This is a genomic window from Candidatus Sericytochromatia bacterium (assembly GCA_035285325.1).
Lineage (GTDB): Bacteria > Cyanobacteriota > Sericytochromatia > S15B-MN24 > JAQBPE01 > JAYKJB01.
Genome location: JAYKJB010000021.1, coordinates 1 through 15,255, shown reverse-complemented (window position 1 = coordinate 15,255; position 15,255 = coordinate 1). Strand labels below are relative to the sequence as shown.

Genomic DNA, 15,255 nt, shown 5'->3' with positions numbered 1-15,255 from the left:
CACGATGTCGAGCGGTCCCTTTGTCTTACTCGCCATCGCGGACCGCGCCCTGCGTGCCCAGGTGGCGCGACGCTTGCATGACGCGCTCCCGTGCGAATTACGTGAGGCCCTGACGGGGCCCGACGCCCTGAACGGGGCGTTGCAGCGTATTCCTGATCTGGCCGTTATCACGACGGACCTACCCGGACTCGATGGCCTGGCTGTCTGCCATCGACTGCGTGCCCAGGAAGGCCTCGGCGACTTGCCGATCCTCATGTTGGGGCCTCGGGGCGAGCAGGACCGCAAATACCAGGCCTTCTATGTCGGGGCCAGCGATTACATGGAGCTACCGCTCGATGGGGTGGAATTCACCTATCGGGTGCGCGTGCAACTGCGCGCCTGGCTGAGGAGACGCGATACGCAACGGTCGCTGCGGCGTGGAGACATCGCGTTTGACGAGGCCCAGCGCGCCGTCCAATTCGAAGGACGCTCGATCGCGCTGACCGGGTCCGAATTCGAGATTCTGAAACTGCTGGTCAGCGAAGCTGGCTGTGTGATCGGGGTCGACCGCATCCTGCAGGACGGCCTGCGCCGCGCCGTCGGGTCGAGTGGCCGGCAACTCGTACACACGCACATTCGTAACTTGCGAAAAAAACTGGAGTCCTCACCAGAACAGCCGAAGCGCCTGATCCGGCGTGCCCTTGGATACGTCTGGGTGGAGGCGCCAGCTGAATCCACCCTCACTCTCTGACGCAGAGATTTTGACAGGCCCAGAAGCCTCCCTCGGGGCTCAGTGGGTCGTCCAGGTAAATACAATTGGGACAGTGATGCTCCGCGACTGCCGAGGAGCCGGTCTGGTCAGGCCCCTCGGAGGGGGTGTCCGAGAGCGTGGGACCGGACTGTTCCTCGGCAGGCACTCGCAACCCCTCTATGGCCTGTCCGCCGCCGGGTCGGTCGCGATGGTCAGGCTTCCTGCCGTTGTGTCCACCTGCACGCGGCAGGCGGGTGAGTGGCCGGATGAGGTCTGGGATCCTTGCAGCACCCCGACGTAGCCGTGATCCTCGGGGTGCATATCGGTGTCTTTGGTGGTCAGGTCCGAGCGGATTTCTCCGCTGACGGTGTGATAGGCCACTTCACCCATCCAGCGCGGGGAGACGGCCAGCGCGACGTGCCCCGTTCCGGACAGCACCTGGAGGTCTCCCTTGACTCCGCGGCATTGAAACCGACCGTGATGAGAGCGCAGAAAGGCATCGCCATCCAGCCCGTTCACCTCCACATCTCCCAGTTCATTGCCCGCGTCCACGCGTCCGCTGACTCCAGCCAACTGGATCGGGCCGCTCCGTGTGAACAAGTTCAATCGACCATCGGTGCCGGTGGCCACGATTGGTCCGGTCTCCTGCTTGACCTCGAGCGCCGTCTCAGGTGGCAAGATGACCCGCCAGTCCACCTCGATGTGCGGTGCCGCTGCGCTCAGGACGGCCGGGTATTGGCTGCTGGCGGCCGGGAAAGCCACCGTCGCGGAGGCCCCCCCCGTCTCGCTGGCATCCAGGTCCAGACGACCGCTGGCAAAGATCTTCTGCTCACGTGCATCCAGGGCCTGGCTGGCCCGCAGCGTGACTTGCAGGACGGCCACATTTTTCTCCCAGCGGCTGACCAGGACGCGGCCGCGCACGTTCTCGACGCGCAAGCGGTACGGCCCTTCGGCAGGCCAGACCAGTTGTCGTTCAAAGACAACCGGGGCCGGCTGGGTGATGCCTGCTCCCGCCCCACGTCCTGCCGCGAGCGACGGGGGCGTGGCTGCTTCCACGCTTGGCGTCAGGAGCGGAAAACCTAGTCCCACAGCGATGCATAGCCACAAACGGAAGGTGGTTGGCACGGTTTCCTCCGATCAGCTTTCACGCAAGCGGGGGTCCAGAACAGCGTAAGAGGCGTCGACCAGCGCGTTGACGGCGATGATGATGGTGGCCGCGAACAGAACCGTCCCCATGATCATCGGGACATCGAGCGTGTCGATGGCACGATAGGCCTGATTTCCGATACCCGGCCAGGCGAAGATACTTTCGGTCAGCAACGCTCCCCCGAGCAGACCGGCGAAATCGAGCCCGAGCAGGGTGACCAGAGGCAAGGCAGCGTTGCGCAGGGCGTGATCCAACACCACCCGCGTTTCAGAGAGCCCCCTTGCCCTTGCGGCCCTGACATAATCCTTGCGCAGTTCCTCTCCCAGCGTTTGTCTCAACACGCGGGCATAGCTCGCGGCTCCGGCGAGCCCGAGCGTCAGGGAGGGGAGAACAAGATGCCAGAGCGTGTCCGCACCGCCGAGTGGGAAGACGGGGAAACGATAAGCCAATAGCAACAGCAAAAGCATGCCGATCCAGAAACTGGGGACGGAGTAACCGGCGATGGCGAAGGTGGAAGCGAGTCGATCCCACACGGTGGCCGGGCGAACGGCCGCCAAGATCCCCAGCACTCCCCCCAGCAGAAGATAGACACAGATGGCGCCCAATGCGAGCATCAGCGTGGCGGGAAAACGTTCCAAGATGGCGGGGAGTACCGCCTGGTCCGTGATGTAGGATGTGCCGAAGTCGCCGTGAAGGGCCTGCCAGATGTAGCGACCAAACCGCAACCAGACGGGATCATCCAGGCCCAGTTGAGCCTGAATGCGCGCGACGGTCGCAGGATCGGCCTGTGGACCCGCAATCATCCGGGCAGGATTCCCTGGCACCAGGTAGGTGAGCCCGAAGGTGAGTGCGGCGACGGCCAACCAGACCGCGAAGCCACCGACCAAGCGTGCCAGGACGCGTTGCAGCATGTTCAGTTCAACTCCACACCCGTCAAATCCAGTCCCCAAACCGGATGCAGGCCATAACCCCTGACGCGCGGACCTGTCAGATGACACTTGATCGGGTGATACAGCGGCACCACCGGGGCGTCTTCGATGATCAGTGCCTCCGCCCGTCGAAAGCTCTCCCAACGCGCACGTGGGCTGGCAGTCCTCTCGGCGAGGTCAAACAGACGATCGACCTCTGGGTTACGGTAGAACGAATCGTTCAGCGAGTCCACCTCTCGGATGTTCTTGCTGTGGTAGAGCGTTACCAGGAAGTTGCTGGGATCGGGATAGTCTTGAGACCAGTTTCCACTGCCGATCTGAACCTGTCCCCGCGTTGACTTCGCTTGCAGATAGGTGGGAAAGGCCATGGGCTTGATGGTCACGTTGACCCCGATGCGCGCGAGGTCTTGCTGAATGGCCTGGGCCACCTTTCGCTGGGTGTCATTGGCCACGCAGCCGTAAGTCACGGCAAAGCCACTCGGGTAGCCGGCTTTCACCAGGGCGCGTCGCGACTCCGCCGGGTCATGGGACAAGCCCCGAAAGTCCGGGTCATAGCCGGGGATTCCAGGCGGAAGAATCCCGGCGGCGGGCGTTCCTCTTCCGTTGACCAGTTGCACGATGCGTTGCTTGTCGATCGCCTGGGCGATGGCGCGTCGAACCTCACGCCGGTCGAAAGGGGGCATCTCGGCGTTGATGGTCACGTATTGCACGGCGGCATCATTGCCCCTGAACATCCGGCACCCGGCTGGCGTCTGCTGCGACAGTCGCACGAAGTCTGCCGCCGGGATGTTTCTGAGAGCCCCGATGACATCCAGTTCGCCCCGTTCAAATTTCAGGACTTCGATGTTTTCGTGGACGCCGAGACCTACCTCGACGCGCTGGATGGGAGCTGGGAGTCGAGTTGGGGGTGGACTGGCCGGCGGGGGAGAATGGCGGACAAACACCATTTTTTCACCACGGCGCCAAGAAAGCAGGCGGAAGGGGCCGGTGCCAACCGGTTTTCGCTGCGCGTCCTTGGCCGCCACGTCTTCGGGCAGCACCGAGGCAAAGGGCATGGCCAGTTTGTGGAGGAAGATCGGGTCTGGTGTCTTCAGCACGATGCGCACGGTGCGATCGTCTGGCGCCGATATCCCTGTGGCGGCTAACGCCTTCCCGGTCAGGCAAGCGTCCGCCCCTTCGATGCCGGTGTAGAAAGTGGCACCGGGCGACCGGGTCGAGGGGGCCAGCAAGCGGTTGAGACTGGCCACCACATCGCGTGACCTGACGGGCCGTCCATCGTGAAAGTGAGCACGTTTCAGGGTGAACACATAGGTGCGGGGATCGGGTTGCCTCCAGGAGGAGGCCAAGGCTGGTTCGATGTGTTGGTCGTTGCCAAAGGTGACCAGGCTTTCGAACAGCAAATGCTCGAGCGACCAGGTGGGAACGTCGTAACCGACAGCCGGGTCAAGTGAATGGGGGTCGTCTTGCAGCGCGACGCGAAAGGTCCCTCGGGTCGCGGCTGTCTCCAGCCCGCAACCAGGTAGCCAGAGCAGGCAAAGGACTGGCAAGCTCCACCGAGGAGGCTTGCACCGGAGACCCATGGACTTCCAAGGCATGCGCGGACGCCTTTCTCGGGACAAGCGGCACCCCGTCTCAGGGACGAAGAAGCAGAACCAACAACCGTCAGGATGGCCCTCTGTCGCGGCGTGAGATGGGCCGAATTGTACCACGGTCGGCATGGCCCGGCATGGTAGAATTCCCGCGTGGCTGGCCCATCTCTTCCAAAGGAGAGACGCATGAATCCATCCGTGCCAATCCCGTCCCTGGGTCCGGAACTGACGGCTGAGATTGAGGCTGAACTCACTCGCGCGAATGCGGCACACTCCCGCCTCTTCCCGGGCGACTCGACCGTTCGCCAGCCCGTTCACACGGTCTATGGTGGGGCCCAGTTATGGCGCTCTGATTCCGTGGTGAAAATGGCGGAGCGAGCGCGGGCCGCGATGCGCGAATACGCCCCCAATGCGGTGGTTTTTGCAAAGGCCATCGACCTTCCCGGGGCGGACTCCTTGCCTGACGACCTGGCCAGCGCGGCGGCGCTGGAGGCGGCCGTGGCGGCCAACCCGAACGCGGCTCGGCAAACCCACCGCGCAGCTTGGCTGGCCTGGACCATCTATCGGCGCGTCTGGGAGAAACTCGAACGCGAGGCCGTGGAGGATTTTCGGATCGACTTTGAAGACGGCTACGGCATCCGCCCGGATGTGGAAGAGGACCTTCAGGCCGTGGCGGCTGCCGAAGAAACGGCCAAAGGTTTGGCGGCTAACACGTTACCCCCGTTTTTGGGCATTCGCATCAAGCCGTTCAACGCGGAGTTGCAGCACCGCTCCATCAGGACCCTCGACCTGTTTCTGTCCACCTTGGTCCGGACCTCCGGTGGCGTGCTTCCGGCCAATTTTGTCGTCACGTTGCCGAAGGTCGTCTCCGTGGCTCAGGTCACCGCCTTTGTGCGGGTGTTGAGTGAACTGGAAAGGGCGCTGGACCTGGCGCAGGGCAGCTTGCGTTGTGAACTGATGGTCGAGACGCCGCAATCCATCTTGGGTCCTGATGGACACTCGCCGCTGCCCGCCATGGTGCGGGAAACGGCCGGGCGTTGTGTGGGAGCGCACTTTGGAACCTATGACTACACGGCGGGCTGTAACGTGACGGCGGCCGAGCAACGCATGGACCATCCAGTGTGCGATTTCGCCCGTCATGTGATGCAGGTGACCCTGGCTGGAACGGGGGTCAATCTGTCAGATGGCGCCACCAATGTCATGCCGGTGGCCCCGCATCGCGGGGATTCCCTCAGCCTGGAGCAGCTGGCGGAAAACCGGAGCACGGTGCATCGGGCCTGGCGCCTTCACGTCTCGCACGTGCGCCATTCACTTGCCCATGCCTACTATCAAGGTTGGGATCTCCACCCGGCGCAATTGCCCACGCGCTACGCGGCGGTGTATGCCTTTTTTCTCGAGGGTCTGGAAGCGGCGAGTGTGCGACTCAAAAACTTCATCGAGAAGGCGGCGCAGGCCACGCTGGTCGGAGACGTGTTCGACGATGCGGCAACCGGGCAAGGGCTGTTGAATTTCTTTCTGCGCGGCATCAATTGTGGCGCCATCGAGGAAGGGGAAGCCCTTCAGACCGGTCTGACGCTGGAAGAATTGCGGGGACGTTCGTTCGTCAAGATTCTCGACAACCGCCGCGCCCACCCCTCCGGATGACTCCGTCACGTCGAGAGACGACCAAGGAAAATTGAGGCGAGACATGCGTACTAGGAGGCCAGTGCGGTGGGTACAACATACGCGCCGGGGGGGGCCCGGTCCCATTGACGGAGCATCGATGTCACCGCGCCCATTGCCGTCCTCGTACCGCCTGCTTCTGCTGATGCTGCTGCTCTGCGGTAGCCAGATACCGAGACCTGTCTCGGCGGCTCCCCTGCAAGTGGCTGTCGAGCAGGCCGTCGGCGCACCCGGTCTCAACAGTCCGGCGCCGAGTTCAAGACGCCCCAGTAAGATCGACCTGTTGCGCCGTCTCGCGGAGAGTGGAAACCCCGAGGCGCAGTTCAACCTGGCACTTCTCCACGACCAGGGGGAGGAATTGCCGGAAAACAATGAGGAGGCGCTGAAGTGGTATCGGAAGGCCGCTGACCAGGGGTTCACGCGGGCCCAATTCAACTTGGCCATCATGTATGACGAGGGCGAAGGCGTCTCGGAAGACAATGCCGAGGCGGTCAAGTGGTACACGAAAGCGGCCAATCAAGGCGACCCTGCGGCCATGTTCAATTTGGGCATCATGCACGCACGTGGCGAGGGGGTGCCCGCGAACAAGGCGGAGGCACGCAGCTGGTTCCTCAAGGCGGCGGAAGCCGGTGACGTGTCGGCGATGTTCAATTTGGCCCTGATTTTTGATGAGGGAGACGATGTCCAAGAGGATAACGTCCAGGCCCTCAAGTGGTATCGCAAGGCCGCTGAGCGGGGACACCCCAAGGCGCAACTCAACCTCGGTCTGATGTATGACGAGGGAGAGGGCATCAACGAAGACAACGCCGAGGCCGTCAAGTGGTATCGCCGTTCGGCGGAGCAAGGGAATGCCAAGGCGCAATTCAATCTGGGATTGATGTTGGCCAAGGGAGAAGGCGTCAAGCCGGACAAGGGCGAGGCCGCTCGCTGGTATACCCGGGCTGCGCAACAGGGCGATGTTTCGGCGCAATACAACCTGGCCCTGGCCTTTGAAGAAGGCGACGGCGTGCCCAAGGACATGGTCAGCGCCTTTGTCTGGTATCAACTGGCTGCGGACCGCGGCGATGAAGATGCCCGCAACAATCTGGCCGCCCTGAAACTCCGCATGTCGCCGAAACAGCTCGCCGATGCCGACAAACGCCTGCTGACCCAGCGGAAAGGGTCTCAGCCCTGAGGGCACCGACGGCTCGGCGATTCACGCGCGACCGCAGAGCAGTGCTCTTCGTGGGTGATGGTCTCGGGGGTCAGCTGCCCCTGTAGGTGGTGTATCCATAGGGGCTCAGCAACAGCGGCACGTGATAGTGACCGCCGGTGTCTTCCATGAAGAAGACGATCTCGACGTAGGGATAAAAGCCGGTCGTGCCCTGGGAGCGGAAATGCTCGGCGGTGTCGAAACGCAGGCGATAGGTGCCGGAGTCGAAACGAGCGCCCTCCGTCCCGAAGGCGCGCACGCGCCCGTCCGCATCGGTGCTGTGGCAACAGATGGAAACGGGTCCCGCCTCGCCCAGGCGGTCGAGAGACACGGGGATGCCGGCCGCGGGACGACCTGACGTGGTGTCCAGAACGTGGGTCGAAAGCGTGCAGGCAGTCTTCACGTGAACAATTTCTCCAGGCGCAGTCGGGTGATTCGATGCTGTTCGGTGGCGGCCAGGGGACGTTCTATTTCAAGCGGATTGTCCAGACGGGTTCGCAGCAATTCAAGCATTTCGCCGGCCGTCTTGCCCGTGGCGCAGACAATGAAGATGTGACCGAAGCGCGCCTCATAGTCGTGATTGCCCGCTGCCAGCGCTTCCAGGGTCACCTGGTCCGCACAGCGGGTTCCCCCCTGCTCCGATTCCGCCCAGTTGGCTGTATCGGCAAATTTTGTCCGCAAGGATGCCACGTCGCCGATGCGTGGGTGGTGGGAAAAGGCCTCCAGCCAGTCGCTCTCCCCACATCGAGCCCAACTGCTATCGGCCTGCGCGAGCAGGGCGGGCAGGTCGGCAAAGGGCCGCGCCTGAACCATCGCTTGGACCCAAGTGGTGGCCCCGCAGCAGCGCTGCAACGCTTCAATAGCCGCCTGCCGGGGCGCCGCGTTGAACTCGTCCAAGGTCAAACCCTTTCCTCCGTTGCGTGGCCGAACAGGCGCAGCCGACTCACGCCGCCATCGGGAAAGATGTTCAAGCGGATGTGGCTGTAAGGGCCACCAGGAAGGAGTTCTTGCGTGAACACGTGGACCTGGTCCGCTTGCAATGCTGTCGGTTTCAACAGGGGCCGCCAGTCTATCGAGAGGCTCGCGAGGAATTCAGCCGGGGCGTCATGGGGCAGACTGGCGCCCTCGATCGCGCATTGGTCGGGGAAATTTCCCTTGAAATGATGGGTGTCCACTTCGGCCCTGGTGATCCGCCCAGGGCGCCCCAGTCTCAGCACCACCCAATCGTGTCCAGGGCCGCGTCGACGTTTGGTTTCCCACCCGTCACCCATGTGAACGCCCCGGCCCGGCATGATCAGGTTGTTGCGATGACTGAAGAACATATCACTGGCCAGCAGCGCGACCCCCCCGTGCTCCACGGCCGCGAGGTCCAAGGGAGCGCCAGATGCCAGCAGCGTGGCCCAGTCCGGTCGGGCTTCCCCGTGCACGCGAAAGCGGGCGACGCCCCCGTCCGGGTAAATTCGCAGTCTGACGTGGGTGAAACGACGGGTGTCCGACACCGCGAAGAGGTTCTGGCTGCCGCCATCGAGGCGGGACATCGGCACGAGTTCCTGCCAATCCGCCTGCGTCACCAGGGCTTCACCGGAGGCCTCGGGGGAGGCCACGCAAGCATCCACGGCCGCCGCTTCCGGAAAGTTGCCCAGGAAGTGCTGCGTGTCGATATCGAAGCCGGCAATCCGTCCGGGCACACCCAGGCGTATCACACAGAAATCGTGACCGGGCCCCCGCTTTCGACGGGTTTCCCAGCCATCCATCCATTTCCCGCGTTCCGTGTACTTGTCCGGGATGAAGATCGCGCGACCCGCTTTGAGCAGGTTTTCTTTCTCGGCGAAGAATTCATCGTTGGCAAACAGCGCGGCTCCGCCCAGGCGCTCGGCTGCCAGATCGATCAGGTCGGTGAATTCCGAGGGCATCTGACCTCCTTGCTGGAATCGGTGTCCCGCATTCACGGCCTCAACAAGCGTCCAATCGGATGTTCGACGCACGCGCCGTCGTGATAGATCCGGCGACCACGCAACCAGGTCGCGTCGACCCTTCCACGCAATTCTCTACCCAGATAAGGCGTGGTCGGATGCCGATGGAACAGCCGGTCGGCCTGCACCAAGACGGGGGCATCAGGCTGCCAGGCCACCAGATCCGCATCCAGCCCGGGGGCGATCGCCCCCTTCCGGCGGCCTTGTCGACAAAATGCGGCGGGGCGCGCTGCCAGCCAGTCATATACCTGAGGCAGGGCGATGCCCCGCGCCTGTGCGGCCGTCCAGACCGCCATCAAGCTGAATTGCAAGCTGGCGATTCCGCCCCAGGCCGCCTGGAAATCCCCGAGCTCTCGTTGCTTCAGGGCTGGGGTGCAGGGCGAGTGGTCACACGCCACGAAATCGATCACACCCTCCTGCAGGGCCTGCCACAGGCGCTCGCGATTGCTCGCTTCGCGAATGGGCGGGATGCATTTGAACTCCGTCGCGCCGTCCGGGATCTCCTCTGCAGCAAAGGTCAGGTAATGGGGACAGGTTTCGACGCTCAGCGGCGCGCCGACCTCGCGGGCCTTCGCGATCACCGGCAGGGCATCAGCCGCTGACAGATGAACGATATGAACGCGGCAACCCGTCTCCAGGCAAAGGCGGGCCAGCACGGCGATCGCCGCCACCTCCATGGCGGCCGGACGCGACGCCAGGAACGTGGCGTAGTCGCGAGAAGCCGTCACCGCGGCGGGACCTGCCGACTCCAGCTCCGCGTGCACCAGCAATGGAACTCCCAAGGGAGCCAGTTCGCGCATCGCCGCCCTCAGAACCACTTCCGACGACGCGGGGAATTCCTCGATGCCAGAATCGCACATGAAGGCCTTGAAACCTAGCACGCCGGCCTCCGCCATGGGCCCCAGCTGTTCCAGATTGCCAGGCACGACGCCGCCCCAAAGACCCACATCGACCCAGCAATGGTCTTGTGCAGCGGCTTGCTTGGCTTGCAGGCCCGCCAGCGTCGTGGTCACAGGAATGCTGTTGAGGGGCATATCGACCAGCGTGGTGATGCCGCCGGCCGCGGCGGCGCGGGTTCCGCAGGCAAAGCCTTCCCATTCGGTGCGCCCTGGTTCGTTCAGATGGACGTGCGTGTCCACGACCCCAGGCGTCAGGACGGCATCCCCGACGTCATACACCGGGAGATCGGTGGGAACCTCCTCGGCGTCGCGGATGGCCGCAATGCGTTCACCTGTGACCAACACGGCGCCCGATCGCCATCCCTCAGGCGTGAGGATGCGGCGCGACAGAATGGCGTGCGACTCACTCCGGGCGGAGTCGGCGTCGAGATTTACTGAAAAAGACAAGCGGCTTATCCTTTTCTTAACGTCACTTCCGCGGCGCGTGGCCGACAAGCATGTCAGTACCCGCCCCGGAGGTTCCCTATGCGCTCGCTGGCCTCACTCACCCTCTTCCTGACGTCCAGCCTTTGCTTGACCGCTTGTGGCCGCCCGGCGCCCGCGCCGATTGTCCGACTTCCCCAAGCCGGTAAGCGCCTGGCACCGCAGCAGCCCGTTTCCGTCTCTGCCGTGGCGCCCGACCAACCACGCCTTCTGGCCGAAGACCATCGCCGCGCGAAGCAATGGGCCGCCGACGCCGTGCGTGTGATGGGGGTCTACAGCACCTCCGGCGGGCTGGCGCCGTGGACGGCCTCCGCCAACGTGTACACCTCGCCGTCTCGCGCCGCGAGTGGCAACCCCGCTGTGTTCGTGGCGCGCCATTTCGGATTTCAGGCGATCGCCCAGTATTCCGAGGTGGCCGATTACCCGCAACTGGCCGGCCAACTTGCCGCCTTGCCCGATGAGATGCCCGTGAATGCGGCCAGCGCGATCACGGCTGCGCGACAAGCTCCCTTGCCCTCGTCGACACCAGTAGGGAGCCTTCCCCGGGCTTTCACCCCCTCGCGGGCCATCTTGCTGGGCAGCCAGGGAGGGGCTCCGGAATGGCGACTCTACGATGGCGGCGTGCGCGTCACGGTGGATGCTCGCAGCAAGACGCTGTCACCGGCCGTCGCAGTCGGGAATCCGATCGACCCGCTGGCCCAAGGCATCGACGTTGACATCCAACGAGCCGCTGCCGCGTATCTCCCCTCGGGCCTGCTGGGCCCCACAGAACGTCGGGAGCCCCAAGCCTCGCGCTGATGGGGCCGCCTTGCGGAGCGAGGCATTTCAGGCCCTGTGCGTGCTGGCTTCTTGTCAGGATCGCGGTGGAGGGTTTTTAGGTTTCCCACCCAAGAAGCCGAGCAGCGCATCCTTCAAGTTCCCCGTCGCCTGCTTGATGCCCGCAAAGGCCTCCTGCACGGCCGCGTCCGCTGCCGACACTTCTGCTTGAACACCGGCTTGAGAAAGCGGTGCTGATTGGGCCTTCGGAAATCGCGCGCTGCCGATATCAGGCAAGCTCCCGGTGGCTGGCCGAGCGGCGGGTGAACCCGTCGACGGGTCGGCTGCAGCCTTTGGTGCTGGAATCAACTGGGCGAGGAGGGGATTGTCCTTGAACACCACGTGGAGGTTGGTCAGAGGGAAGAACTGGCCGCGCAGCTTCTCTAGCTGGCAGTGTTCCTCCAGGTATCGGCCGCGCGCGACCTCCGGGTAACTCAGCGCCCCCTCCAGCGCCTGCTTCAGCGTCTCCAGTCCCTGTTTGGCCTGGTTCCACTGGTAGAGGGCGACTTGCACCTGCCTTAGGGCGTTTGGTTCGCGTCCCAGCATGGTCGCCACCTGCTGGGTGAAGCCGGCCTCGCCGCTGCTGATACCCTGACACAGGCGGGACGCTTCTTGGGGGCGCTGCAAGATATCCACCGCACGTTGCAGCACCCGCAGGCGAGGTTCGAGTTTGCCGAGCAGGAGATCCCCGTTTTCAACCTCAGTCTGCACCTGCGCGGTCAATTGGACCGGGTCCAGGCTTCCCGATGCCAGGCGCCGCGTGCCCGACAAACGTTGGAGCGGGGCGGTGCGGGACGACTGGAAGGTGTCCAAACCAGCAGACTCCGGCGACAGGCGTCCTGTCCCTCCGGGTTTGGACTTCTCCGATTTCGGGTTTTCCTTATGGTAGGAGTCCACGCACGCTCCCCCAGTCCCCCTTGACTTGCGGGTGTACTGGGGTCATACCCATCTGGTTGGCGGATGAACCGAGTCGTTGCCGGACCGGGCCCGCTGCCCCAGCGCTCCCACCTTCTGTAAGGCCCTTCGTGAAGCACCCCCTGTCCCGCCTGATTGCTCGCTACGGCCGTGAACGTGGAACCTATCTGTTTGGCGAATATGCGGCGATGTCCTCCCTGGGGTTCGTCGCCTACGCCCGGCGACATTCGCCGCTGATGCTGGCAAGCTTGGAAGCTCAGCTGGCGCCGCTGAACCTGTGGCCTGAGCATCCCTGGTCGTTGGAGACCCCGGATGAGGAGATTCCGGCGGAGACGGGAATCTGGGACACTCCCCCGCTTCCGACCCTGGACGGATTGGCTCACCTGGTCGAAAAGCCGCTGCTCTGGGCCGCTGGCAGTGATCTGTTCGACCAGGAGGCTCGCTGGGCGGAACAGGCGCAGGCCCCTACGGGAGCCTGGTTTGAGGCCTCCCGGTTGAAATTGTCCGAGCAGGCGGGATTCCTGCTGCCCTCGCTGGCCACGCGTCTCGATGGCAACCTGGCGACCCACGCCTACCAGATCCGGATCTGGGGCCGCACGGTGGCGGAGGGGGTAGCTTATCCTGGCCTGGATTGTATTCTGGCCGACCTGGATGGCCCGCGCCCCCCGGTGCCCCTGGGATGGCAGATGCAACCCACGGGCCTGGGCTGGTCCGCCTGGATGCCGGTCGGCCCTCATTCCGTGCCCCCAGAGGGCCTGGAACGATTGCATTGGCTGGCCTGGGTCGAGCGCCACGTGAGTCACGTGGTGCGAAATTCGCTCGACGCTCTCCTGACGGAGGAGGCATTGGTGCCGCTCTTGTTGGAGGCGAGTCGAGCAGGCTACCAGCGTGAACTGGAACGTTATGTGTCCGTGCCGGAGTTGCTGCGCGTCTTCCGGACCCTGTTGCGTCAGGGGTTACCGCTACGCCCTCTGCCGCAGATGCTCGAGGCTCTGCAGCAGGCCGTCCTGAGTGGCTTGGCTGCGCGAACGATGTTGCCACCCGACATGGAGCGTCTGGGCCGGCGTTTGCCATTCTTCTCCACCCAACAACTCGTTCGGATCGTTCGGGTCGCGCTGGCCCTGCCCCCGGATGGCGAGATCGAATGAGCCTCTGACTGGTTTACAAAGGTTCTTCAATCGAGGACATTGGGGAATACGCTCGGGTCGGGTGAGATCGGCCGGCAAGGAGACAAGGTGTCAGCATCGGGCCAACTGGTAAGCACTGCCGAATTGCCCTGCGAGGCACCTGCCATGGCGGCGACCGGTCGCTATCTGGCGGCGGTGCCGGTCCTGGCGGACTTGCTGCGCGAGGAACTGGCCCCTCGCTTATCGCGAAGCACCACGGATGGTGAATTTCGGGCGCTGCGCAGGGACGCCCTCCAAGCGGTGGTGACTCGCCAACGCGAGGCCAAGCATCCATACAAAGTGATCCATTTTGCGGAGGAGCAAGTGCCCTGCAAGATGGAGGGATGCCGGGAGTCGGTGGTGGGGGTCTACGTGGAAATCGTCAATCCGGTGACCCGCGCCGACCTCAAGATTCCGGCCCGGATCGCGCACAATCTGACCCATCACGCGAGCGGCCTCGCGCTGGAGCCCCTGAGGAACATGGGGAACAGTCCCTTCGGGGATGCCGAGGTCCAGCTGGATGCCGCGGCGGTTCGAAAAATCCTGACCCAGCTTGACGTGCCAGGGGAGGTCCTTGACGAACTGGCGCAGTGGGAACGTGTGTACCCGGTTCCTCGGCGAACGCCCGAGCCTTACGTGCCGCTCGAACCGACGCCGCAGGAGCAGTCGGCAGGCATTCACCCGCTGTTCAACGTGCTGGCTCACCTCGTGGAATACGGCTGTGCAGACATTCATATCAAGGCGGGACATCCGCCGTGTGGTGTGTTGCGCGGGCAGGTGACTCCCTTTGAGGATTTTGGGGTGCTGACGCCGGAGACGACGCGCTATTACGTCGAGTCGCTCATGTCGGAGAAGCAGCGTCGTATTTTTGACGAATCACGGGAGATGGACCTTGCCTTCCCCGTTCCGGGTATCGGTCGTTTTCGCTGCAACATCTACCAGGCCCAAGGGGCAGCCGGGATGGTGTTGCGGGTGATTGCCAATGAGATCTTGCCGGCCGAGGTGCTTGGCCTGCCTGCCGTTCTGAAGAAGACCGTTTTCGAACGTCAGGGGTTGATTCTGATCACCGGTCAGACGGGTTCCGGGAAAACCACCAGCCTGGCAGCGTTGATTGACTTCGCTAATGGCAATCGGCGGATCCATGTCTTGACGCTTGAGAACCCGGTCGAATTCGTCTACGAGCCGAAGCAGGCCATCTTCACCCAGCGGGAGATGGAGGTCGATTCGATGAGCTTTTCGAATGCGATGCGCGGGGCCTTGAGGCAGAAGCCTGACATCATCCTGATCGGGGAGATGCGGGATGCCGAGACCATCACGTCGGGCCTGAAGGCGGCAGAGACGGGCCACCTGGTCATGAGCACCCTGCATACCAATGACGCCATTCAGACCATCAACCGGTTGATCAACACCTTTCCTCCTCACGAACAGGAGGGTGTGCGCCTCCAACTGGCCAGTGCGCTGAAGGCCAGCGTGGCCCAGCGCCTGATTCCCAGGGCTGACAAGCCAGGGCGGGTGGCTTCGCTCGAGATCTTTCTGGTCACCCCCAATGCGCGAGGGGAAAATACCAAAGCCCATATCCAGAAGGGCAACACCGATGCGCTTTACCAGATTCTCCGCACCAGCGAATACGACGGCATGCAGAGCCAGAACCAGGCCCTGTTCAAGCACTACTGCAATGCCGTCATCTCAGCGGACGATGCCCTGGCCAACTCCGACAACCCGGATGAACTGGTCCGTCTGATGCGTGAACACGC

General features: G+C 63.6%; 14 protein-coding genes. 6 read left to right on the top strand and 8 right to left on the bottom strand.

Annotated elements, in window-relative coordinates; all coding sequences use genetic code 11:
• Nucleotides 1-4 precede the first annotated feature (4 nt).
• A complete protein-coding gene (locus VKP62_03395) occupies nt 5-730 on the top strand; it encodes a response regulator transcription factor (protein ID MEB3196227.1) in 726 nt (241 codons plus the stop codon).
• A gap of 177 nt (nt 731-907) precedes the next feature.
• Here the strand turns inward: VKP62_03395 and VKP62_03390 are convergent, their stop codons facing one another.
• The 3 genes from VKP62_03390 to VKP62_03380 are packed head-to-tail and all read right to left on the bottom strand — an operon-like array spanning nt 908 to nt 4,353.
• Nucleotides 908-1,855: a hypothetical protein gene (locus VKP62_03390; protein ID MEB3196226.1), complete on the bottom strand. Its 948-nt coding sequence runs from the start codon at nt 1,853-1,855 to the stop codon at nt 908-910.
• A 12-nt stretch (nt 1,856-1,867) separates the two neighbouring features.
• Entirely contained in the window at nt 1,868-2,788 is a 921-nt protein-coding gene (locus VKP62_03385; GenBank protein ID MEB3196225.1) for an ABC transporter permease, read from the bottom strand.
• 2 nt (nt 2,789-2,790) lie between these two features.
• Entirely contained in the window at nt 2,791-4,353 is a 1,563-nt protein-coding gene (locus tag VKP62_03380; GenBank protein ID MEB3196224.1) for an ABC transporter substrate-binding protein, read from the bottom strand.
• 228 nt (nt 4,354-4,581) lie between these two features.
• Here VKP62_03380 and VKP62_03375 point away from each other — a divergent pair, with 228 nt between their 5' ends.
• Both VKP62_03375 and VKP62_03370 read left to right on the top strand, forming a co-directional pair.
• The gene (locus VKP62_03375; GenBank protein MEB3196223.1) at nt 4,582-6,039 is read left to right on the top strand and encodes a phosphoenolpyruvate kinase; all 1,458 of its coding nucleotides are present in this window, start codon (nt 4,582-4,584) and stop codon (nt 6,037-6,039) included.
• A 118-nt stretch (nt 6,040-6,157) separates the two neighbouring features.
• Nucleotides 6,158-7,231: a tetratricopeptide repeat protein gene (locus VKP62_03370; GenBank protein MEB3196222.1), complete on the top strand. Its 1,074-nt coding sequence runs from the start codon at nt 6,158-6,160 to the stop codon at nt 7,229-7,231.
• Nucleotides 7,232-7,301: 70 nt separating this feature from the next.
• Here the strand turns inward: VKP62_03370 and uraH are convergent, their stop codons facing one another.
• From uraH to allB, 4 genes are read right to left on the bottom strand one after another with little or no spacing between them, the layout of a single operon-like run.
• Nucleotides 7,302-7,652, bottom strand: coding sequence for a hydroxyisourate hydrolase (gene uraH / locus VKP62_03365; GenBank protein ID MEB3196221.1), 351 nt, complete (start codon nt 7,650-7,652; stop codon nt 7,302-7,304).
• Complete coding sequence (gene uraD, locus VKP62_03360) at nt 7,649-8,146, bottom strand: 2-oxo-4-hydroxy-4-carboxy-5-ureidoimidazoline decarboxylase (protein MEB3196220.1); 498 nt, start codon at nt 8,144-8,146, stop codon at nt 7,649-7,651. Before uraD ends, uraH begins: the two co-directional genes overlap by 4 nt.
• 2 nt (nt 8,147-8,148) lie before the next feature.
• Entirely contained in the window at nt 8,149-9,162 is a 1,014-nt protein-coding gene (gene alc / locus VKP62_03355) for an allantoicase (protein ID MEB3196219.1), read from the bottom strand.
• 32 nt (nt 9,163-9,194) lie between these two features.
• Nucleotides 9,195-10,568, bottom strand: a complete 1,374-nt coding sequence (gene allB / locus VKP62_03350) for an allantoinase AllB (GenBank protein MEB3196218.1) — start codon at nt 10,566-10,568, stop codon at nt 9,195-9,197.
• A 78-nt stretch (nt 10,569-10,646) separates the two neighbouring features.
• Here allB and VKP62_03345 point away from each other — a divergent pair, with 78 nt between their 5' ends.
• Nucleotides 10,647-11,402 (top strand): hypothetical protein, encoded by a 756-nt coding sequence (locus tag VKP62_03345; protein MEB3196217.1) that lies wholly within the window; start codon nt 10,647-10,649, stop codon nt 11,400-11,402.
• A gap of 54 nt (nt 11,403-11,456) precedes the next feature.
• On the opposite strand, the gene VKP62_03340 is transcribed toward VKP62_03345, so the two are convergent.
• The gene (locus VKP62_03340) at nt 11,457-12,317 is read right to left on the bottom strand and encodes a hypothetical protein (GenBank protein ID MEB3196216.1); all 861 of its coding nucleotides are present in this window, start codon (nt 12,315-12,317) and stop codon (nt 11,457-11,459) included.
• A gap of 128 nt (nt 12,318-12,445) precedes the next feature.
• Between VKP62_03340 and VKP62_03335 the strand changes: the two genes are divergently transcribed.
• Both VKP62_03335 and VKP62_03330 read left to right on the top strand, forming a co-directional pair.
• Nucleotides 12,446-13,483 (top strand): FHIPEP family type III secretion protein, encoded by a 1,038-nt coding sequence (locus VKP62_03335; GenBank protein MEB3196215.1) that lies wholly within the window; start codon nt 12,446-12,448, stop codon nt 13,481-13,483.
• Nucleotides 13,484-13,570: 87 nt separating this feature from the next.
• Nucleotides 13,571-15,255 (top strand): PilT/PilU family type 4a pilus ATPase (locus tag VKP62_03330; GenBank protein MEB3196214.1); only part of this gene is annotated, 1,685 nt, incomplete at its 3' end.